At 45.6% G+C, this 21,586-nt stretch carries 21 protein-coding genes and 1 tRNA gene; 10 read left to right on the plus strand and 12 right to left on the minus strand.

The genetic code is table 11. The features are described from left to right. The first annotated feature begins 147 nt into the window (after nt 1–147). Entirely contained in the window at nt 148–867 is a 720-nt protein-coding gene (locus tag DYB02_RS03135) for an SIMPL domain-containing protein (RefSeq protein ID WP_005453781.1), read from the plus strand. A gap of 43 nt (nt 868–910) precedes the next feature. Here DYB02_RS03135 and DYB02_RS03140 read toward each other — a convergent pair whose 3' ends face one another. Continuing rightward, nucleotides 911–1,777 carry a DUF4382 domain-containing protein gene (locus DYB02_RS03140; protein WP_077345756.1) on the minus strand — a complete coding sequence of 289 codons (867 nt, stop codon included), beginning with the start codon at nt 1,775–1,777 and terminating at the stop codon, nt 911–913. A 366-nt stretch (nt 1,778–2,143) separates the two neighbouring features. Here DYB02_RS03140 and DYB02_RS03145 point away from each other — a divergent pair, with 366 nt between their 5' ends. Beyond that, nucleotides 2,144–2,416, plus strand: coding sequence for a hypothetical protein (locus DYB02_RS03145; protein ID WP_021487203.1), 273 nt, complete (start codon nt 2,144–2,146; stop codon nt 2,414–2,416). A gap of 121 nt (nt 2,417–2,537) precedes the next feature. On the opposite strand, the gene DYB02_RS03150 is transcribed toward DYB02_RS03145, so the two are convergent. The 6 genes from DYB02_RS03150 to rpsU form a co-directional block, all read right to left on the minus strand. Next, nucleotides 2,538–3,341, minus strand: coding sequence for a MetQ/NlpA family ABC transporter substrate-binding protein (locus tag DYB02_RS03150; protein WP_023624879.1), 804 nt, complete (start codon nt 3,339–3,341; stop codon nt 2,538–2,540). A gap of 284 nt (nt 3,342–3,625) precedes the next feature. Continuing rightward, nucleotides 3,626–3,701 (minus strand) — tRNA-Ile (locus DYB02_RS03155). A 140-nt stretch (nt 3,702–3,841) separates the two neighbouring features. Then, complete coding sequence (gene rpoD / locus DYB02_RS03160; protein ID WP_005453778.1) at nt 3,842–5,704, minus strand: RNA polymerase sigma factor RpoD; 1,863 nt, start codon at nt 5,702–5,704, stop codon at nt 3,842–3,844. Between the two features lie 99 nt (nt 5,705–5,803). Continuing rightward, nucleotides 5,804–7,564: a DNA primase gene (gene dnaG / locus DYB02_RS03165; protein WP_020904246.1), complete on the minus strand. Its 1,761-nt coding sequence runs from the start codon at nt 7,562–7,564 to the stop codon at nt 5,804–5,806. Nucleotides 7,565–7,712: 148 nt separating this feature from the next. Continuing rightward, nucleotides 7,713–8,156: a GatB/YqeY domain-containing protein gene (locus DYB02_RS03170; RefSeq protein WP_005453780.1), complete on the minus strand. Its 444-nt coding sequence runs from the start codon at nt 8,154–8,156 to the stop codon at nt 7,713–7,715. 28 nt (nt 8,157–8,184) lie between these two features. Then, nucleotides 8,185–8,400 carry a 30S ribosomal protein S21 gene (gene rpsU, locus DYB02_RS03175; RefSeq protein ID WP_001145625.1) on the minus strand — a complete coding sequence of 72 codons (216 nt, stop codon included), beginning with the start codon at nt 8,398–8,400 and terminating at the stop codon, nt 8,185–8,187. 185 nt (nt 8,401–8,585) lie between these two features. Here rpsU and tsaD point away from each other — a divergent pair, with 185 nt between their 5' ends. Together tsaD and DYB02_RS03185 are read left to right on the plus strand one after the other, a co-directional pair. Further along, the gene (gene tsaD / locus DYB02_RS03180) at nt 8,586–9,647 is read left to right on the plus strand and encodes a tRNA (adenosine(37)-N6)-threonylcarbamoyltransferase complex transferase subunit TsaD (RefSeq protein WP_005479187.1); all 1,062 of its coding nucleotides are present in this window, start codon (nt 8,586–8,588) and stop codon (nt 9,645–9,647) included. Between the two features lie 157 nt (nt 9,648–9,804). After that, a complete protein-coding gene (locus DYB02_RS03185; RefSeq protein ID WP_029805316.1) occupies nt 9,805–10,620 on the plus strand; it encodes an alpha/beta fold hydrolase in 816 nt (271 codons plus the stop codon). A 21-nt stretch (nt 10,621–10,641) separates the two neighbouring features. On the opposite strand, the gene plsY is transcribed toward DYB02_RS03185, so the two are convergent. Continuing rightward, nucleotides 10,642–11,253: a glycerol-3-phosphate 1-O-acyltransferase PlsY gene (gene plsY / locus DYB02_RS03190; protein WP_005479185.1), complete on the minus strand. Its 612-nt coding sequence runs from the start codon at nt 11,251–11,253 to the stop codon at nt 10,642–10,644. A 248-nt stretch (nt 11,254–11,501) separates the two neighbouring features. On the opposite strand from plsY, the gene folB reads away from it, so the two are divergent. From folB to DYB02_RS03205, 3 genes are read left to right on the plus strand one after another with little or no spacing between them, the layout of a single operon-like run. Beyond that, nucleotides 11,502–11,861: a bifunctional dihydroneopterin aldolase/7,8-dihydroneopterin epimerase gene (folB, locus tag DYB02_RS03195; RefSeq protein ID WP_005465889.1), complete on the plus strand. Its 360-nt coding sequence runs from the start codon at nt 11,502–11,504 to the stop codon at nt 11,859–11,861. Then, nucleotides 11,858–12,340: a 2-amino-4-hydroxy-6-hydroxymethyldihydropteridine diphosphokinase gene (gene folK / locus DYB02_RS03200; RefSeq protein ID WP_005465890.1), complete on the plus strand. Its 483-nt coding sequence runs from the start codon at nt 11,858–11,860 to the stop codon at nt 12,338–12,340. The genes folB and folK overlap by 4 nt, the downstream gene beginning before the upstream one ends. A gap of 15 nt (nt 12,341–12,355) precedes the next feature. Continuing rightward, nucleotides 12,356–13,159 (plus strand): undecaprenyl-diphosphate phosphatase, encoded by an 804-nt coding sequence (locus tag DYB02_RS03205; protein ID WP_005497040.1) that lies wholly within the window; start codon nt 12,356–12,358, stop codon nt 13,157–13,159. Between the two features lie 52 nt (nt 13,160–13,211). Here the strand turns inward: DYB02_RS03205 and DYB02_RS03210 are convergent, their stop codons facing one another. Next, nucleotides 13,212–14,432, minus strand: a complete 1,221-nt coding sequence (locus DYB02_RS03210) for a multifunctional CCA addition/repair protein (RefSeq protein ID WP_029806487.1) — start codon at nt 14,430–14,432, stop codon at nt 13,212–13,214. Between the two features lie 138 nt (nt 14,433–14,570). Between DYB02_RS03210 and DYB02_RS03215 the strand changes: the two genes are divergently transcribed. Next, nucleotides 14,571–16,190: an ExeA family protein gene (locus tag DYB02_RS03215; protein ID WP_029806486.1), complete on the plus strand. Its 1,620-nt coding sequence runs from the start codon at nt 14,571–14,573 to the stop codon at nt 16,188–16,190. Beyond that, entirely contained in the window at nt 16,190–16,873 is a 684-nt protein-coding gene (locus tag DYB02_RS03220; protein ID WP_029806485.1) for a general secretion pathway protein GspB, read from the plus strand. Before DYB02_RS03215 ends, DYB02_RS03220 begins: the two co-directional genes overlap by 1 nt. 93 nt (nt 16,874–16,966) lie before the next feature. On the opposite strand, the gene DYB02_RS03225 is transcribed toward DYB02_RS03220, so the two are convergent. The 3 genes from DYB02_RS03225 to DYB02_RS03235 all read right to left on the minus strand — a co-directional run bounded on the left by DYB02_RS03225 (nt 16,967) and on the right by DYB02_RS03235 (nt 19,826). Next, nucleotides 16,967–17,578, minus strand: coding sequence for a TIGR04211 family SH3 domain-containing protein (locus DYB02_RS03225; protein ID WP_005455434.1), 612 nt, complete (start codon nt 17,576–17,578; stop codon nt 16,967–16,969). Nucleotides 17,579–17,755: 177 nt separating this feature from the next. Continuing rightward, nucleotides 17,756–19,015 carry an inorganic phosphate transporter gene (locus DYB02_RS03230; protein WP_005479165.1) on the minus strand — a complete coding sequence of 420 codons (1,260 nt, stop codon included), beginning with the start codon at nt 19,013–19,015 and terminating at the stop codon, nt 17,756–17,758. Between the two features lie 130 nt (nt 19,016–19,145). Then, nucleotides 19,146–19,826 (minus strand): TIGR00153 family protein, encoded by a 681-nt coding sequence (locus DYB02_RS03235; RefSeq protein ID WP_005479163.1) that lies wholly within the window; start codon nt 19,824–19,826, stop codon nt 19,146–19,148. A gap of 212 nt (nt 19,827–20,038) precedes the next feature. Here DYB02_RS03235 and DYB02_RS03240 point away from each other — a divergent pair, with 212 nt between their 5' ends. Then, on the plus strand, nt 20,039–21,574 hold the full coding sequence (locus tag DYB02_RS03240) for a CYTH and CHAD domain-containing protein (protein WP_020840070.1): 1,536 nt from the start codon (nt 20,039–20,041) through the stop codon (nt 21,572–21,574). Nucleotides 21,575–21,586 lie beyond the last annotated feature (12 nt).

Raw genomic sequence — 21,586 nt, forward strand, 5'->3', positions numbered from 1 at the left:
ATAAAACACTGTTCAATTTTAATTAATTTTATTCACCATTTCGAACGATATGACAAAAATTTAGCTTTAGGTCGCCATTTTCTGGCCATAGTTGAGCTATGTTATCGATACTACGAATTGTTAGTTTTGGCGAAATTAGGAGGATGAATGGAGAAGATTTCCAATAAAGCGTCAATATGGCTCGGGCTGTGTCTGATAATAGGTTTAGGAGTATTGGGCTTTTTTATTCAGCAAACAGCAGTCAAATACAAAGCCTATGAGCGAGTGGTAACGGTGAAGGGATTGTCTGAGCGAGAATACCCGGCAGATACCGTCATTTGGCCAATCCAATTTACGGTAGCCAGCAATGATATGGGCGCGATGTTTGATGACATAGACCAACAAACGCGTTTGATTCTCGATTTTTTAACCGCAAAAGGCTTAACTGACAAAAACATTTCGCTGTCTTCGCCTTCAGTGATAGACCGTAAAGCGCAGCAATATGGTGGTGAGCAAGACATTGAGTATCGTTATTTAGCATCCCGAACGGTCACGGTTTACAGCCAAAATATCAATGTGGTTCGTGCGGCGATTAATGAGATTGGTGAACTTGGGAAACAAGGCGTGATTCTTAATCAAGATCCTTATGCAAACCGAATCGAATACAGTTTCACGAAACTTAATGACATCAAACCAGACATGATCGAAGAGGCGACCAAAAACGCCCGCGAGGTGGCACAAAAGTTTGCGAAAGACTCACAAAGCTCATTAGGAAAGATCAAGCGAGCGACGCAAGGTCAGTTCTCCATTTATGACCGCGATAGCAATACGCCTTACATTAAAAAAGTCCGAGTGGTATCGACGGTTCAATATTACCTTTCTGACTAAGTAAAAAGCCGCTCAGTACGAGCGGCTTTTTTAATATGGTGACTTAAAGAATGGGATTAATGTCCTGAGTTGTCAGCTCTGTCTCGACAACATCAACTGGCGCGTTGAGTGGAGCTGTCGCGCCCATATCGCCCATGGTTGAGCGATCCATAGAACCCGCATACAGGTAAACAGAGTGAACGGCAGGCACATCATGAATCGCGTTCCATGCCGCACTGTCTGCTTCGCAAGCTTGGTATTGCACGTTACTTACTGTGCCAGCGATATGGCCTGAATCTGATGCGTTCACCAAACTTACGGCATTCGAGTTCATGTTCATATGATCTTGGCCGACTGGATCCGCCAGACCTTTACGCAAATCAAACTCTACAACGTAGCTATTGTGCCCAGTATGAACTTTTACATACTGACCTTTTTGGGAAAACTTCAAGCGACCCTGATCGCTGGTATCGGGCTTAAAGCCAAAGCAGCTACCACGACTTGGAACAACAAGACCTTTTACTGAGCCATCAGTTTTTTCGACATACGATAGAGACGTATCATTCAACTGTCGGCCATCTTTCGCGTAAACGCACATGGCGTAATCACCCGGAGCAATTTGTTGTTCGCTAATGATGGTTTTGGCATTTTTTCCTTGGTATTCCATCAAATCAACTTGATGTAGAGCGCCGTTCTCGCTTGCGTCTAGCAGAATGTGATTGCCAGTTTGCTCGCCCGTTTCTGGGTCAAAGGGAATTAAAACCACGTCTTTAAATGCTAAGACCACTTTGTTGGCGTCATCCACAGGTGCATCTGAGACACCAAGAGAAAACGTAGCGGATTCTGTATTTGATGAAGAGTCGTCGCCACCGCAGCCAGTCAGTAGCAGACCGCCTGAGATAGCAAGTAGAGGATAAGTGTATTTTTTCATATTGACCTCTTGTGTTTACACTGCCGATAAACATCGAAGATTAGTCTCAGAGTCGAGACGAAATGTCATTGCTTAGTAATGACGGGGTCAATGTAAAAAAGGGAAATTCATAATGTGATATGGATTCCTAAAAAGCTATTTTTAAATCTATTGCTCAAGTGTAGCTGCGAAGCAGTAACTCCATTAACTTCGGCTCTACTTAGCTAAACAACGTGGTTGCTTAGTAACCACTTTCCCCATTTATACAAGCGCTTTTTTATAAAACTAAGTTCTTATTCGTAGTGAAATGAAGTTGATAATAATCAAAATAGATAGGTGATGAGGGGCGTAACGTAAGGTCGAATATTGCTAGAAGGAATTAGTATGATGGCATACAAATTTTTTATTCGAGAGCTACTAGGATTAGCGATCGTGGTTTCAGTTGTTTTTGGTGTACTTGGCGTGATGCTCGATCTTTTCGCGCTTACGGCGCTGTGGGAACATCAAGATGCAATTGCTCAGATCTTTTTTCATGAGTCGTTTTATTTCATTGCATTCTTAATCCCGCCATTTTTCCTATGGAAGATCATTAATCGTTCTGATTTGGTTACCGCCGCACAAAACTATATCGCGCTAAAGTTAGAAGCAGAAAGTCGATAATCTAACTCAAAGTACGATTGATACCATTTGATATGACAGAGGCTCATGCTTTGTTTCATGAGCCTCTGTCATTTTGTCTCTCTGAGCAAGCAAGATAGCTTGCTCAAGGATTAATTCTTACTTAAAAGGCTGGTTCAATCGTTCCTTTGAAAGTGCTATTAAGGAAGTCGCGAATTTCTTGGGATTGGTAAATAGAGACGAACTTCTTGTAAGCCTCGTTGTTTCTGTCGGCTTCACGAGTCGCAATAACCATAACAGCGAGAGGTGCGTCTTTGGACTCTAGGAAAATACTTTGCTTCTTAGGGTCTAAGCCTGAAGACATCACGTAATTCATCGTAATAGCTGCGGCATCAACGTCATCCAGCGTTCTTGGCAGCTGCGCCGCATCCACCTCAACGAACTCCAGTTCTTTTTGATTGCTCTTAATATCGGTTAACGCGGCTTTATGGCCAACACCTGGTTTAAGCTCAATCAAGCCCGCATCAGCGAGTAGTAACAGCCCTCGGCCTCCATTAGTTGGGTCGTTTGGAATGGCAATTCTGGCACGGTTTGGTAACTCTTCTAACGAACGGTATTTATTGGAATAAATACCCATGCGCATCAAGATAGATTGGCCAATTGAAACGAGCTGAGAGTTATGACTGCTGTTGAAGTTATCCAAAAAAGGTTGGTGTTGGTAGCTGTTAATATCGATGCTACCGTCACTCAGCGCGGCGTTAGGTGTCACGTAATCAGAGAACTCGATGACTTCAACATTTAGCCCTTGCTTTGCCGCTTCTTTCGCTACTGCTTCAACTACTTGTGCATGTGGCCCAACCGTAGCTCCGACTTTGATTACTGAATTATCTTTTTCTCCGCAGGCACTTAAGCTGAGCGCAGCAGCGAGAACCCAAGACAACTTTTTGATGTGACCTAAATTTGTCATCGTAACTCCATTTTATATTTAGACGTCCATACGGCTATCCTATCAGGAATATATAAACGGTCAACGACTAAAACATTGAGGGATCATTTGGAGGTCACAAGGGCTGTAGAGCACAAATGTTATTGAGCAGATGGTTGAGAAAGTTGATGGGGTTTAAGCAAGGGAATTTACAAGGGGGATAAGAAGATGAGCTCAGGTGCCAACGGTGTACCCATAGCAACACTTAAAACCATCAGATACAAAAAAGGCGTAGTAGGTACTAACCTGCTACGCCTTTCGAAATTTGGTGGCCCCTCCCAGACTTGAACTGGGGACCAATCGATTATGAGTCGACTGCTCTAACCACTGAGCTAAGGGGCCTTAATAGGTCAACGATTATAGGGGAAGCGTTGCAAGGTGTCTAGATAGCAACTAGGGCAATTGCGCTTAGTTTTTATCCACTTAGAACCAGTGATAATAAAAAAGGTGACCTAAGGTCACCTTTTTTGTCCAACGCTTTATTATTCGTCGAGGAAGCTGCGCAGAGTTTCTGAGCGGCTAGGGTGACGAAGTTTACGTAGAGCTTTTGCTTCGATCTGACGGATACGTTCACGAGTAACGTCGAACTGTTTACCAACTTCTTCTAGAGTGTGGTCAGTGTTCATGTCGATACCAAAGCGCATACGAAGTACTTTCGCTTCACGTGGCGTTAGGCCTGCAAGTACATCTTTTGTAGCCATTTTCAGGCTTGTTGCTGTTGCAGAGTCTAGCGGTAGTTCTAGTGTTGTATCTTCGATGAAATCACCTAGATGCGAATCTTCGTCGTCACCGATTGGTGTCTCCATTGAGATTGGCTCTTTAGCGATCTTCAGTACTTTACGGATCTTGTCTTCTGGCATTTGCATACGCTCTGCCAGTTCTTCCGGTAGAGGCTCACGACCCATCTCTTGTAGCATTTGACGAGAGATACGGTTTAGCTTGTTGATCGTTTCGATCATATGTACCGGGATACGAATCGTACGTGCTTGGTCCGCGATTGAACGAGTGATTGCCTGACGGATCCACCACGTTGCGTAAGTCGAGAACTTGTAACCACGACGGTATTCAAACTTATCTACCGCTTTCATCAGACCGATGTTACCTTCTTGGATTAGATCCAAGAACTGTAGGCCACGGTTGGTGTATTTCTTCGCGATAGAAATTACAAGACGTAAGTTCGCTTCAACCATCTCTTTCTTCGCACGGCGTGCTTTCGCTTCACCGATAGACATGCGACGGCTGATGTCTTTAATGTTTTGTACGTTTAGAGATGTCTCTTCTTCAATCATTTTTAACTTAGCGATTGAACGACGGATCTCTTCTTCGTTACGTTTGATTTTCTCAGCGTATGGCTTGTCAGATGCTAGGATCTCGTCTAGCCATGCATCACTTGATTCGTTACCAGTGAATAGGGCAATAAACGATTTCTTCGGCATTTTGCCGTATTCAACCACAGACTTCATGATCAAACGTTCTTGAGTACGAACGCGATCCATTGCTGTACGAAGTTCGTTCACTAGGTGGTCGAACTGTTTTGGTGTTAGACGGAATTCTTTGAATACGTCTAGCATCATTTCGTTAGCAACGGTTGCTTTCGGGCTGTCGTAGCCGTACTCATTGATCGCTAGCTGAAGATTTTGGTATGTGCTGCGTAGCTGGTTGAATTTCTCAAGCGCTAGCTCTGGGTCAATACCTACATCTTCTTCCGAATCATCTGAATCGTCATCGCTTTCTTCATCATCTTCTAGGTCTTCTTCGTCTTCCTCTTCTAATTGAGTTTCAGACAGTTCAGAACCGATGTGAGTCGCGGTTGGCGCTGCTGTATCGTCAGCGTCAGGATCTACAAAGCCAGAGATTAAATCAGTCAGACGAAGTTCTTCTGCCTGAACCTTATCAAATTGCTCTAGGATGTAAGGAATAGTGCCAGGGTATTCAGCAACAGACGATTGAACTTGGTTAATACCTTCTTCAATGCGTTTTGCGATGTCGATTTCGCCTTCGCGAGTCAGCAGCTCTACAGTACCCATTTCACGCATGTACATGCGAACTGGGTCTGTTGTACGACCAATTTCACTTTCTACGCTAGAAAGTGCTGCTGCTGCAGCTTCAGCTGCATCTTCATCGGTAATGTTTGTGTCATCGTTCAGTGCTAGATCATCAGCATCAGGAGCAGTTTCTACTACCTTGATACCCATGTCGTTAATCATCTGAATGATGTCTTCTACCTGTTCTGAATCTACGATTTCAGCAGGTAGGTGGTCATTTACTTCGGCGTAGGTCAGATAGCCTTGCTCCTTGCCTTTAATAACAAGTAACTTTAGCTGTGACTGCGGATTTTGATCCATAGACGGTATCCAACTTCGTAATCTGGTGAAGGAATCAGTATGCGAAATGCAAACCACTTACTATAACAAATTAAATTGTTGCTGACTAATTAAACAGGGTTACGCTTTTAAATCTAGCATAAGTGCTAGCAGCTCCCTTTTCTCTTCGGCTGATAAACCGACACTTCTTGCTTTGGCCTGCAGGTTTTCAATTTGCTTTTCTACGCACTGGGCAATAATTTTATCCAGTGAGTCTAAAAATATTTCTTCTTGGTTGTCTTCGTCGAGCGGAATATCCCAGCTCGCAAGACGAGACAGAAGTGCCTCATTCTGGCTGTTGCGCCAGTGCTCTAATAATTGGCCTGTGTTGATATGGGGATGCGCCTGGCATTTATCAAGTACATCTGCAAATAAACTTAGGCCTGGTATGGATAAGTCTCTCACTGAGGAAAGGTCCGGTACCATTTGAGCATAGCTCGGATTTTGAATAAGTAGAGCAATAACCTCACGCATAGGAGTTCGTTTGATCTCTTTGTGCGGTTGAGGTCGAGTTTCACTTATCTTTTTACGAGGCTGACGTAGGCGGTTATCAAACCCCGTGCGCTCATCCAATAGTTTTTCGAGCAACTCCTGAAAGTATGGGTCAGGAATCTTGTCAATCAAGGCGCTAGCGTATGCTCTCAACGCAGACTTACCTTCGTTGTTACCCAAATTAATTTGGTGTAACTCAATCAAATTGTCAAAAAGGTAGCTCGATAGTGGTGTCGCTTGTTCTATTTGTTGCTCGAACGCTGCTTTGCCGTATTTACGAACGTAGCTATCTGGGTCTTCCCCATCAGGTAAGAATAAGAACTTCAATGTGTTCCCGGTTTTGAGGAATTGAAGTGCGTTTTCTAACGCTCGCCATGCCGCTTCTTTACCAGCTCGGTCGCCATCGTAACAACACACCACGGTATTGGTTTGGCGGAACAACATTTGAATATGATCGCCCGTTGTCGAGGTGCCTAGCGACGCGACGGAATAATCTACGCCGTATTGAGCCAGAGCGACAACGTCCATATAGCCTTCAACCACCAAAATTTGCGCTGGTTCACGATGCGCTTGTAACACTTCGTACAGGCCATAAAGCTCTTTGCCTTTATGGAATATTGGCGTTTCCGGTGAGTTGAGATATTTTGGTGTACCTTCACCAAGTACTCGACCACCAAAGCCAATTACTCGACCACGACGATCACGAATTGGAAACATAATACGACCACGAAAGCGGTCATAACGGTTGCCTTTGTCGTTTTCAATCAGCATGCCGCCAGTGACAAGCATGTCTTGATTGTCTTTATTCTGGCCGAAGTTTTTACGGACTAAATCCCATTCGTCAGCCACGTAACCAATGCCAAATTTCTGAACGATTTCACCAGATAGACCACGGTCTTTTAGGTATTCAATCGCGACCTTGCTCGAAGGTTGTTTGAGTTGGTTACGGTAAAACTGGGCAATGCTACCCATTAAATCGTATAGGCTGCGTTTTTCACTGCTACTTGCTTGCGGTCCAGAATTGAACTGCCCACCGCCACCACTACGTTGTTCACGAGGAACGTCCAAACCTAGATAAGAGGCAAGTTCTTCAATCGCTTCAACGAACTCTAGGCGTTCAAACTCCATCATAAAGTCGATGGCGTTGCCATGTGCACCACAGCCAAAACAGTGATAGAACTGCTTCTCTTGGCTCACACTGAATGACGGTGTTTTCTCGTTGTGGAATGGGCAACAAGCGCCGTAGTTTTTGCCTTTTTTCTTAAGTTTCACGCGTGCGTCGATAATATCGACAATATCAAGCCGAGCTAGAAGGTCATCAATAAAACTGCGAGGGATGTGTCCAGCCATAAAACCTAACAAAAAAGAAAAATCATGATTGGTGTGAATGGGTTATAGAGAAAAGCATGTGCGAGACTTTGTTTTATTCCATTCTGCCAGATACAAACAAGCCGTGCGTTCCAAAGGATAGCACGGCTTGCTGCAATTGGGTGGGGTGTTAAGCCAATTTAGCGCGAACTAAACCGCTTACTTTACCCATATCTGCACGCCCTTGAATTTGTGGTTTCAGAACGCCCATTACTTTGCCCATGTCTTGCATGCCAGCTGCACCAGATTCTGCAATTGCTTTCTCGATAAGAGCAGCAACTTCTTCTTCTGTCAGTGGTTGAGGCATAAATTCCTCAAGAACTGTAATTTCTGCTTGTTCCACATCAGCAAGATCTTGACGACCAGCTGCTTCGTACTGCGTAACAGAGTCGCGACGCTGCTTAACCATTTTAGTCAACACAGCAAGAATGTCGTCATCGTTCAGAGTGATCTGCTCGTCAACTTCACGTTGCTTGATTGCTGCTAAGGCTAAACGAATAGTACCAAGGCGCAATTTGTCCTTGGCTTTCATCGCTAATTTTTGCTCTTCTTTGAGTTGATCAATGAGAGCCATAACTAAATTCCTTTTGGGAGCTCAGTTATTAGTACAGGCGAACGCGACGAGCGTTTTCGCGAGCTAGCTTCTTAGCGTGACGCTTTTGAGCTGCTGCTTTAGCGCGTTTGCGAACTGTAGTTGGTTTTTCGTAGTGCTCACGACGACGCACTTCAGAAAGGATACCTGCTTTTTCGCAAGAGCGCTTGAAACGACGTAGAGCAACGTCGAACGGTTCGTTTTCACGTACTTTAACTACTGGCATATGCCTTTCACCTCAGGGGTTATTCGTTAACGCTGGCATTCAACAGACCAAATCATAATTGTTTGGTCACTTACCAGCTTGATCAAAAATGGTGCGGAATTTTAATCCGATCACAACAGCTTTGTAAAGCCTTTTGTCGTTTATTGTCTGTACAAAATTTGTTTGAAGCACCAAGGCGAGGTAATATGACGCCCAAATTTCCTCTATACAGAAAGCATACTGAGAAAACCATGCGCATTATTGGTATCGAAACCTCTTGTGATGAGACAGGAATCGCGATTTACGACGATGAAAAAGGCCTGTTGGCACACAAGCTTTACAGCCAAGTAAAACTTCACGCGGATTACGGCGGCGTGGTGCCAGAGTTGGCTTCACGTGACCATGTAAAGAAAACCATTCCTCTTATTAAAGAGGCACTAAAAGAAGCAAACTTAACATCCCAAGACATCGACGGCGTGGCTTACACGGCCGGTCCTGGTTTGGTTGGTGCTTTGCTAGTGGGTGCAACCATCGGTCGCAGTATTGCTTACGCATGGGGTGTGCCTGCTGTTCCTGTTCATCACATGGAAGGTCATTTACTTGCGCCAATGCTAGAAGACAACCCACCACCATTCCCATTTGTGGCGGTATTGGTTTCTGGTGGTCACTCGATGATGGTGGAAGTAAAAGGCATTGGTGAATACAAGATTCTAGGCGAATCCATTGATGATGCAGCCGGTGAAGCATTTGATAAGACGGCTAAGCTGATGGGGCTAGATTACCCAGGCGGTCCTCTGTTATCTAAGCTAGCAGAGAAAGGTACACCGGGTCGCTTTAAGTTCCCACGACCAATGACCAATGTGCCGGGTTTGGATATGAGTTTCTCTGGTTTGAAAACCTTCACGGCAAACACGATTGCAGCGAATGGCGATGACGAGCAGACTCGTGCTGATATTGCGTACGCTTTTGAAGAAGCCGTTTGTGCCACGTTGGCAATTAAATGTAAGCGTGCATTAGAGCAAACCGGTATGAAGCGCATCGTTATTGCTGGTGGTGTAAGTGCGAACCGCCGCTTGCGTGCAGAGCTTGAGAAGCTTGCGAAGAAAATCGGTGGTGAAGTGTATTACCCACGTACCGAGTTCTGTACTGACAACGGTGCAATGATTGCGTATGCGGGTATGCAACGTTTGAAGAACGGTGAAGTCGCAGATATGTCGGTGGAAGCGCGTCCGCGTTGGCCAATTGACCAGCTAACGCCAATCGCGTAATCAAACCTTGTATATTGACTGGCCTCTATTTATAGAGGCCTTTGTTTTTGTGGTTTATTTTCCCAAGAAAAAGGCGCTAGATTTCCAGACTGATGTGAGCAGTTTTCTTTGCGTTCAGTGATAGGATGGCGCGGAAGAATAATAAATGGATATAACAATGAAGAAGTTTGAAATTGAAGGTCAGCAACTTGCTTACCTAGACAAAGGCAAAGGGCCTGTGCTGCTGTTTGGACATAGCTATTTGTGGGATTGCCAAATGTGGGCGCCTCAAATTGAAGCTTTGAGCCAGTCCTATCGTTGTATTGTGCCTGACTTATGGGCGCATGGTGAATCGGACGCCGCTCCTGCTTCGACCACGTCTTTAGTTGATTATGCCCAACACATGCTGGCGCTAATGGATCATTTGGAAATCGACGAATTTTCCATTGTTGGCTTATCTGTTGGCGGCATGTGGGGCGCGGAACTGACCGCTCAAGCCCCGCAACGAGTGAAGTCATTGGTGTTGATGGATACCTTTATTGGTTGGGAACCAGAAGTGACGCATAAAAAATACTTTGCGATGCTAGATACCATCAGCCAAGTTCAAGGTGTTCCTGAGCCTATTATCGAAGCAGTTGCACCACTATTCTTTGCGAATAACGCGGATCAAGTTCACCCAGAATTGGTCACTTCATTTAAACAAAGCCTTGAATCGCTAACAGGTGAGCGAGCTGTAGAAGTTGCTCGTATCGGTCGCATGGTGTTTGGGCGACGTGATGTGATTGAAGATGCAGAAAAATTCGCACTGCCAACATTGATCGCAGTTGGTCGAGAAGATAAGCCGCGTCCGGTATTTGAATCTTACCTAATGCATGACTGCATTACGGGTAGTGAGTTGGTGGAGATTCCTGAAGCGGGTCATATCAGTTCGCTTGAACAGCCCGAGTTTGTGAATCAGATGTTGTTGAGCTTCCTAAACAAAGTTCACGCTTAAAATGCATTTAAAAACTCGGCGTTATGCCGAGTTTTTTTCTGTCAGTTTCTTTTCACCAATTTTAGGCTCTTCACCCGAAAGTAAACGACGAATGTTTTGATGATGTTTAAACACGATTAGACAACACAACATGGCAACGGGCAGGGTGTATTGCGGTTTGAACATCCAAGTATAAAACGGTGTGACTAACACAGTGACGAGTGCGGCAAGGGAAGAGTAGCGAAACAGGACTGCAACCGAGAGCCAAGTCAGCATAACTAGGCCTGTGAGGTCTAAGCCAATTGGAGCAATGGCACCAAGCGCGGTAGCGACGCCTTTACCCCCTTTAAAGTGGAAGAAAATTGGGTACATGTGACCAAGGCATGCCGCGATAGCAATAACGCCAAGAATGATAGGATCGATACCAAGAAAGTACCCCCCCCAAACTGGAATCGTCCCTTTGAGCATATCGCATAACAACACCGATACGGCCGCGCCTTTTCCACCAATGCGCAATACATTGGTCGCGCCTGGATTGTTTGAGCCAACGTTACGAGGGTCTGGCAGTTTTAACAGGCGACAAATCAACACCGCACTGGAAACAGAACCCAGTAAGTAGGCGGCCATTGTCATTATTAGTGCCAGTGCGTCCATAGAAGTCCTTGATGGATTGGAAATTAATGCTCAGTTCCCGCGTAGTTGGTATCATAGCCTGATTCAGCGGTGAGCTGAAATACTCTCTGCGATAGAGCTTGCATTATGTGAGTTCTTGTATATAAAGATGCAGCGCAGTTTATACCTAAGTAACATTTCGATGACCTAGCCAAAGGTTACTTAGGTATAGAATATTACGATCAAATTACCCCTGACGGGTATCCGACCTCTGTAAAGAAGGACATAAGATGGCTCTGGATAAAGTATTTATTGAACAGTTAGAAGTAATCACCACGATTGGCGTGTATGACTGGGAACAACAAATTAAACAAAAGTTGGTTCTGGATATTGAAATGGCGCACGACAACAAGCCTGCGGGTAAAAGTGATGATGTTCAAGATGCCTTAGATTACTCACAGGTGAGTGAAGCAGTATTAAATCATATTGAAAATGGTCGCTTCTTGTTAGTAGAGCGCGTGGCGGAAGAAGTTGCAGAACTTATCATGCAACGTTTCAGCGTTCCTTGGGTGAAGATTCGTTTAGCGAAACCGGGCGCCGTTCCTCAGGCACGATCTGTTGGGGTTGTGATTGAACGAGGCCAAGCATGATCACCACTTATATCGGTGTGGGGACAAACATAGACAGAGAGCAACACGCTAAGGTTGCCTATCTCGAGTTGCAGAAGCTCGGCGAAGATCTCCTAGTCTCACCGATATACGAATGTGAACCTATCGGCTTTAGTAGCCAAAACTTCTACAACTTTGTGATTGCGATGCGCACAAAGTTGTCACTCGAAGAGTTGAGTCACCACTTACGTGAGATTGAATATAAGTGGGGTCGTGAGGAAAATGCGCAAAAGTATCAGGATCGAACACTGGATCTCGATATAGTGCTCTTCGGTGAGTGCATCTCGGCACAAAAACCGGAGCTACCTCGCAGTGATATCTACAAATATCCTTTTGTCACAAAGCCCTTGTATGATCTCGAACCTCATTTAGTGATCCCCGGCGATGGACGTACTGTAGCCGACATTTGGCATGCTATGCAGCCAGTTGATTCACTCAAACCAGTTTCTTTTTCACTTTAAATTTGAGTTGTTTACATGAGTTATTTTGAAGCCTTTATTTTGGCTCTGATTCAGGGTCTGACAGAGTTTTTGCCCATTTCCAGCTCTGCGCACTTGATCCTACCCTCTGCCATTTTCGGCTGGGCCGACCAAGGTCTAGCGTTTGATGTGGCAGTACACGTCGGCACATTGATGGCGGTTGTAATTTATTTCCGCCACGAAGTGATCACTTTATTCCAAGCATTGTTTGCTTCGATCTTCAAAGGTGATCGCAGTAAAGAAGCAAAACTGGCATGGATGATCGTGATCGCGACGATTCCGGCGTGTGTGTTCGGTTTGCTGATGAAAGACGTTATCGAAGTCTACCTGCGCAGTGCCTATGTGATTGCGACAACCACCATCGTATTCGGTTTGTTGCTTTGGTGGGTGGATAAGAATGCCAAGCTTGTTGCCGATGAGTACCAAACTGGCTGGAAGAAAGCGGTGTTTATTGGTATTGCTCAAGCACTTGCGATGATCCCTGGCACTTCACGTTCTGGCGCAACGATCACTGCCGCACTATATTTGGGCTTCACTCGTGAAGCGGCAGCGCGTTTTTCATTTTTGATGTCGATTCCTATCATCACATTAGCTGGTAGCTACTTGGGCATGAAGCTGGTTACCAGCGGTGAGCCTGTGCACGTTGGCTTTTTGCTGACTGGTATTCTGACTTCATTTATTAGCGCTTACATCTGTATTCACTTCTTCTTGAAAATGATTTCACGCATGGGCATGACGCCATTCGTGATTTACCGTCTGATTCTAGGTGTGGGCCTATTTGCATTCTTGCTTAGTGCTTAATCCTTGAAAACAAAAACGCCCGCTCAATTGAGCGGGCGTTTTTATTTTGGCGTTACTTATTTAAAGCGACTTTGACCGCTTCAATACGTCGTTTTTCTTGTTCATCACGAATAGCTGGACCTTTGAAGCCATCCTGAATGATGGCTTGCACATCTACTGATGCCGCTGCTTGATAGGCCAGCATAAAAATATCCGCTTGTGGATACGGTAGATCTTCTAAACCTTTGCGGCCTGCGTGATCCGCTTGGCAGCAAATTAGAATGTCTTTTAGGCGCTCCGACTTGCGCCATACATCAAACTTGTTCAGGATTTTGATGATGGTTTGCGGCTTTAACTCAGCGGCGTGATGAATGTTGGAGTGTTGCTCGCAGACCATGAGCGCTAAATCTTTAAATTCATTCGGTACACGTACACGTTCGCACAGTTTTTTAATTAGCTTTAAACCGGTATGACAATGCATTTTATGGCTTGGCCATTCGCTCTCTGGTGTCACGCCTTTCCCTAAGTCATGCACCTGTGCGGCAAATCTAACAGGGAGTGATGTGCTCAGCTTTGCGGCTTGCTCTGCTACCATCAACGTATGGATACCCGTATCGATCTCTGGATGCCATTTTTCAGGTTGAGGCACCCCAAACAACGCATCGATTTCTGGTAGCACGACGGCTAACGCGCCGCAATCTCGCAATACTGATAAAAACACATCGGGACGAGGCGTTGAAAGCGATTTATGCCACTCTTGCCACACGCGTTCTGGGGTTAGCGTATTGAGTTCACCAGAGTCTGCGATGTCGCGCATGAGTTGCATGGTTTCTTTTGCTACCGTAAATCCCAGCGAGGCAAGTTTTGCAGCAAAACGTGCGACCCGAAGTACTCTAAGGGGATCTTCCACAAAAGCATCCGATACATGACGCAATATGCGATTATTCAAATCGGCTTGGCCGCCATAAGGATCGTACAGCTGGCCGCTATCATCCATCGCCATGGCGTTAATGGTTAAATCACGGCGAATCAAATCCTCTTCTAGCGTTACGCTTGGATCGAAGAAACAGTCAAAGCCCGTGTAACCTGAGCCTGATTTTCTTTCGGTTCGTGCAAGTGCGTGTTCTTCTTTATTTTTAGGATGAAGAAAAACAGGAAAGTCTTTTCCGACGGCAGTGTATCCTTGAGCAAGCATCATTTCTGGTGTGGCACCGACTACCACCCAATCGTTGTCATAACTGTCAATGCCGAGTAATTGATCTCGAACTGCGCCACCTACTAAATAAACTTGCACGAATTACCTCTGAATTTATGGATATGACGTTGGACATTGTAGCAAGCAATGGTACTTTTCTTTACTCCCAAGAACAGATGCAACTATGTTTACATCATATTTGATTCTTTTGGGATGGGTTTTTAGCTGGAGATCCTAATGTATAAGGACTTTTTTGGGTTTGTTGAACAGCCGTTTTCGATTGTTCCAAACTCACGTTATTTGTATTTAAGCCAACGTCATAAAGAAGCGATCACGCACCTCAATGCGGGATTGGGCGACGGCGGTGGTTTTGCCATGCTGACCGGTGAGGTAGGAACAGGCAAAACGACAGTGGCCAAAGCCATGCTCGCGAATTTAGATGAAAGCACCAAAGCGGGGCTGATTCTCAATCCGACTTTTTCGAGCCGAGATCTGCTAGAAGCGATTTGCGATGAATTTAAGATCTCTTATCCGCAGGATGCGACGTTAAAACAGCTAAACCAAGTCATACATCATTATTTGCTGCGTAACCACAAGGTGGGTTGGCAGACGTTGCTCGTCATTGATGAGGCTCAGCATCTTGCTGCCGATGTACTTGAGCAACTGCGCTTGTTAACGAACTTAGAAACCGATACCAGAAAGCTGCTTAAAGTGCTGTTGGTAGGGCAGCCAGAGTTACAACGCTTGTTACAGACTACGCAGTTGCGTCAGCTCGCACAGCGTATCACTGGCCGTTATCATCTGTTACCTCTTGATGAGAAAGAGACTGCGGATTACATCGCGTTTCGTTTGCACACGGCTGGTGGCGATCAGCAACTGTTTCATCGCAGTTCCAGTAAGTTGATTGCGAAGTATAGCCATGGCATTCCGCGTCTCATCAACCTGATTTGTGATAAAGCATTGAATATGAGTTATCACCAGGGCAGTGTCGTTGTCGATAAACAGACGGTGCAACAAGCCTGCGAAGAAGTCATGCAGTTTCAGGCAGACATTTACCAGCAAGATAAACCTCGTCAATCATTTACATGGCCAGCGTGGGGATCGGCTGCTATTGGTGTAATGGCAGCGGTTGGTGTCGGCTGGGCTGCAATAAATTACATGCCAATGAAGCCAAAGGCTCCGATGTCGGAAGTACCCGTTGCTGCGTCTTCGTCTACTCCTGCTCCTCTTATGGCAAGTGAGCAGCTAACTGATGTACAGCGCGATATGCTGTTGGCGCAGAAACAATCCAATCTTGCCGTGAATGATCTTTACCGCCTTTGGGGATATCGAGCATCAGTGCGCGATAATCTTTGCTTGTCTGAGCCTCAATCCACCATGCGTTGTGAAAGAAAAATGGCAACGTGGCCCTTGCTGATGCAGCAAAATCGACCGGTTATTTTAGAGCTGAATTATCAAGGCGATGTTGGTTACGTGATTTTGTATGCGGTTGGCAACGACCAAGTAGAAGTACTTAATGGCAAACAGCGTCTACGTTTGCCTGTTTCGTGGCTGAAACCAATGTGGCAGGGCAACATCATTGAATTGTGGCAATCGCCGCTTAAAGAGACGTTGCGTTTAGATATGGAAGGGCCGGCGATCGAAGTGCTTGACCAATTGCTTGCCAAAGCGGTCAGTGAATCACCATTGGAAACGTCCATTTTTGACGGTGCGTTAAAAGAACGAGTGGAACTGTTCCAACGTTGGCAGGGCATCGGTGTGGATGGCATTGCGGGTCATCGCACGTTAGAGCGCTTACAACAAAGTGTGCAACCTAATGCGCCAACACTAGCAAGCATTAACAAGGAGGAGGCGTAATGTCAGTCATCAAACATGTTGGACTCTTTCTTGTGCCTATTAGCGTGACAGCGATTGCGGTTGCGTGGCATTTAGATTTGCTTACGCCAGAGGCTCAAGCGGTTACGCCAGAGGTAGTGGTGGCGGAAGTCGTACAACCATTTGAAGTTTTAGATTATCCAGAATCAACGGATCTTGCTCAACTGCCACGAGAATGGCCGAGTGCCGAATTATCTCGCGACATTGGGACATTCTTGCAACCCTCCGAGTATGCCAACGAGGGTGAGGCTCCAGATCTGACAACGGCTACTCCCGTCACGAGCACTGCATCTACGCATCGTCGTGACGACTTAGGTTTGTCATTGGATGATCTAGACTTGTCTTCCTTGTCTCCAGATCTCGCCAAAAAAGTGGAAAATGCGCTGTCTCAAAACGATGCGCCGACTTCTGCACCGTCACAGGTGAATGACTTGGAGCGCAATGCGCAGCAGTGGCAAGGACGTCTTCCAGCCCTTAATTTGCAAACGCACATGTATGCCAGTGATGCCAATCGTCGTTGGGTGAAAATCAATAACGTGGAGTATCACCAAGGGGATGTGGTGGATGGACAAGTCACGCTGAAAGAGATTCAGCCGCAGGCTGTCATTGTCGAATTCCAAGGTGAGCAAATCCGAATCCCTGCGCTTTACGAATGGAATGGTTAGTACTCTCGCGTGAAACCATTAGATAAGCAAAAGGCCACATGAATGTGGCCTTTTTCGTATCCGCTATGTGCAAACCGGTAGTTTGCGGGGCAGTTATGCCCAACCTGCAGGTGATTTCTTTCTGCGTGGAATGATATGAGGAAGAATCAAACCAAATAAAAGACCAAGGCCGGCTACACCGCCACCGTAAGTGAAGTACTTAAGCAGCATGTCATCTTTTTGTGTATCCAGCTTGGCGCGAAGTTCACGGTTTTCTGTTTCAACAGAAGTGAGCTGGTCGCTGATCTCAGAGTATTTTTTCTCTAGATCTGTAATTTGTTGGTTACGAGTTTCTAGTGATGTTACTAGACCCGCTTTCTCGGTATCAGAAGTTTGACGAGCATTTGCTAGCTGTTCTTTCACTTCTGACAGCTCTTTCTCAATACGAGGAAGGCGAATTGCCATGCTTTCTTGATTTGTCACAAACTTGCTTTGTACCCAACCAGTGCGGCCGCGGTCATCACGAACTTGCGTGTAGCCTGTATCTTTGTTGGCTTGTAAAAGCTGAACTTTAGAGCCAGCGTTAATGCTGCCAATGATACGGTAAGTGTTGTTTGGACCTGAGTGCATGAAAGTGAATAGGTCATCAGAAATATAACGGTTTGCTGCTAGTGCCGCTGGTGCTGCTAGCAAAGTAAACAAAACCGTGATGATTAGTTTTTTCACAGTAAATCCCTTAACGATTTTCTTGGATACAGCGTTGGCACCGAATGATTGGAGCCGGAAATAGACGAATAGTATGCAGTTTCAAAGTTCGGTGCAACAAAGAAGGGAGGCAAAGCCTCCCTTTCTGTGCGTTTGAGTCAATAATGACAAAGCGCTTACATTCTATTGACGGATGTATTAAGAGAACATCGCTTGAATGCCGTAGAAGAATACGACAGCCAATAGTGCACCTGCTGGTAGCGTAACAATCCATGAAGCCACGATGTTACGTACTACACCTAGGTTTAGCGCCGCGATACCACGTGCAAAACCTACACCTAGAACCGCACCAACCAGTGTTTGAGTGGTAGAGATTGGCAGACCAGTACCTGATGCCAATACAACCGTACATGCAGTTGCAAGCTGAGCAGCAAAACCACGGCTTGGTGTTAGTTCAGTGATGCCTGTACCAACGGTTGCCATTACTTTGTGGCCCATTGTTGCAAGACCGACAACAATACCGATACCGCCCAATGGAAGAATCCACCATGCGATAGTGCTTTTCGCTGTAACCTCACCCATATGTTCAACAGTCGATACTACTGCAGAAAGAGGGCCAATTGCGTTTGCTACGTCGTTTGAGCCGTGAGCAAATGCCATCGCACAAGCTGTGATTACCATTAGAACGCTGAAGATACCTTCTACGCCAGCAAAGCTGCGGTCTTCTTCACGGTTAGCGAATTTTTTCTGAATGTAGAAGTAGCCGCCAGCCATAACAAGTGCAGATACCGCTACTGCCCACATCCACGCTTCGCCGTTAGTCAGGTGAAGACCAACGTGCTTCAGACCTTTTTTGATGGTTACAAGTGCAATCACCATTGTCGTGATGAACATGTAAACAGGAACAAAACGTTTTGCGTTGAATAGTGGGTTCTCAGTATCAAAAATCAGACGCTGTGCGCTGACGAAAATGACGTAAGCAAAGAAGCCTGAGATAACCGGAGTAATGATCCAGCTACCGACAATCCCTTGAACGCTGCTCCAGTCAACCGCTTCAGTACCTACAGACACACACGCAAAACCGATGATTGCACCGATGATAGAGTGAGTCGTTGATACAGGCCAGCCCATGTAAGAAGCAAGCAGTAGCCATGTACCAGCAGCAAGAAGTGCTGACATCATACCGAAGACAAGAATGTCTGGTTGGCTAGCAAAGAGAGATGTTTCGATAACACCTTTACGGATAGTGTCGGTTACTTCACCGCCTGCAAGGTATGCACCCGCAAATTCGAAGATCATCGCAATGATGATAGCTTGTTTTACGGTTAGCGCTTTTGAACCTACTGATGTACCCATCGCATTAGCAACGTCGTTCGCGCCAATACCAATCGCCATCATGAAACCAAAAATCGCTGCAACAATAATCAGGACAGTGCCGTAGTTCGCAAGGATATCCATCGTAATACCTAGTTGTTTTATAACAAGCGGAGCAAAATTTTACGCGCGCCAAACCATAAGACGGTGAAAATAGTCATCGTCCATCTGACACGTGTTCATTATGCTCTTCGTTATGTCGTTAACTTATGTTTTAAGATCGAGATAGCATCACTTCCAAACGAGCACCTACGCGCTGCGCTTGGTCGGCAATACCACCTACCCATTCAAGAATCTTGTACAAGAACATGACATCGATAGGGTTCATTTCAGATTCAATCGCCATCAGTTGTTGGCGCAGTTCAATCTGCATGGCATCGGTATCATCTTCAATAACGTCCAACTGATGAATCATTTCAGCGACGAGCGTCACTTCGCGGCCTTTGAAGCCGGTTTCTAGCAGTTCATCAAGTTCATTGATTACTTTTTGCGCTTGGTTAGCAGCATCAAGACAACGTTGAACGTAAGCGAGGAAGTTTGGTTGGAGAGCCTCAGGAATGACAAGTTGTCGACCATATACACGGCCAGCAATGTCTTTTGCCAGGTTAGCAAGTTTGTCCTGTTGAGTCAGAAGCTCAAGCATGTCAGTACGATCGACTGGCATAAACAAACCGCGAGGCAGTTTTAGACGGATTTCACGTTTTAGCACGTCCGCTTCTTTCTCTAGATGAGAAATTTGTGCACGGATCTCAGATGCTTTTTCCCAGTCACCCTTTGAAGAAACTTCAAAGAACTTCACCAGGTGTGAACAACATTCGTTGACACACACAACGTGGCGTTGCAAAGGCTTAATTGGGGACTTTGCAAATAACCCCATAATTGTATTTACTGGCATGGTCATTCAACCTAATAACTATAACCTTAAAAAAACATACACCATTTCTTAGTTCTTGGCGAAATGTTGAACGATGGCTATAAAGGCGCGCATGTTAACGCATTAAATGGCTCATTAAAACTGTTTTAGATCATCATTCGGGTGATATTTCTTTCTTGCCGTGCGAGAAATTAGGCAATATCCTGTTTCTATCTGCTTTGAAAGGTATAGCTATGGAAACCGAGATAGAACTGAAGTTTTTTGTTTCTCCTGAATTTTCAGAAACTTTACGAGCAAAAATTTCTGAAACAAAAGTACTTCAGCATAGTTGTCGTGACTTGGGTAACACCTATTTTGATACAGCCGACAATTGGCTAAGACAGCACGACATTGGTTTAAGAATTCGCCGTTTTGATGACGTTTTCGTCCAAACCGTAAAAACCGCAGGACGCGTTGTCGCAGGCTTACATCAAAGACCAGAATACAATGCTGAGCACACAAATAATGAACCGGATCTTTCGCTTCATCCTTCCGATATCTGGCCGTCAGGCAAAGATGTCGCGACTCTACAATCCGAGTTAGTTCCGCTTTTTTCGACCAACTTCACGCGTGAGCAGTGGCTGATTGGTATGCCAGATGGCAGCCAAGTAGAGGTCGCGTTTGACCAAGGCATGGTTGTCGCGCAAGGGGAAGACGGAGAAGAGAGACAAGAACCGATTTGTGAAGTCGAACTTGAACTCAAATCTGGCCAGACCGATGCACTATTTACTTTGGCGCGCAGTTTCTGCGAACAAGGTGGGATGCGTCTGGGTAACTTGAGCAAAGCCGCAAAAGGCTACCGTTTAGCGACTGGTTACACTGGCGACGAAGTGAAGCCGCTTTCTTTAGTGGACAGTAACAAAACAGACACCGTTGAATACTGCTTAATCAATTCACTTGAACATGCTTTATCGCATTGGCATTACCACGAACAAATTTACTCAGAGCGCGACAGTGTGGAAGCGCTGCGTGAAATCAGTAACGCCATTCGTTTTATTCGCCAAACATTGACCATTTTTGGTGGCGTAGTGCCTCGTCGTGCGAGCGCTATCTTACGCCAAGAATTGAAGTGGTTAGAAGAAGAGCTCGTTTGGCTTGATGAACATGCTCACCTTGAAGAGTTGCTTGATGATAAAGGTAACGTATTGCGCAAACTTGACGCGCGTAAGTTCCTTGTCTCTGAGTTGACTCAACAGTTGGAAGAGTTGCCAAGTCGTGAAGAGATGCTGACATTGTTGAGTTCGGCGCGTTACACAGGATTACTGCTGGATCTTAGCCGCTGGATCTTAGCGCGTGGCTGGCAGCCATTCTTGGATGAGAAAGCGCGCGAGAAGATGGCAAGCAACATCATGCCGTTTTCTGTGACGCAATTGGATCGCACTTGGGCAGAGCTGATGGAAGCTTTCCCTGCAGAGCGTGATTTGTCTGCGCAAGAGTATGTGGATCAGCGTTACCGTCTGCTGCGTAACCTTTACACTGGAATTGGTTTTGCGAGCTTGTACAACTTCGACGAGCGTAATAGCTTCCGCCTTCCTTGGGCTGACTTAGTGCATGGCATTGATGATCTGTTGATGCTGAACCATCTATTGCCTTTGGTCGATATGCTGGAAAATGAAGAGAAAGAACAGCTAGAGCGTTGGCTGCACCGCCAAGAGCGTTCGATTCTTCATGCAATGGATCAAACAAGAGCAATCAGCGTAGAGACTCAGCCGTACTGGCGTGAAAAATAAGATAAGCGAGCG

Source organism: Vibrio parahaemolyticus, assembly GCF_900460535.1.
In the GTDB taxonomy this organism is placed as follows: Bacteria; Pseudomonadota; Gammaproteobacteria; order Enterobacterales; family Vibrionaceae; genus Vibrio; species Vibrio parahaemolyticus.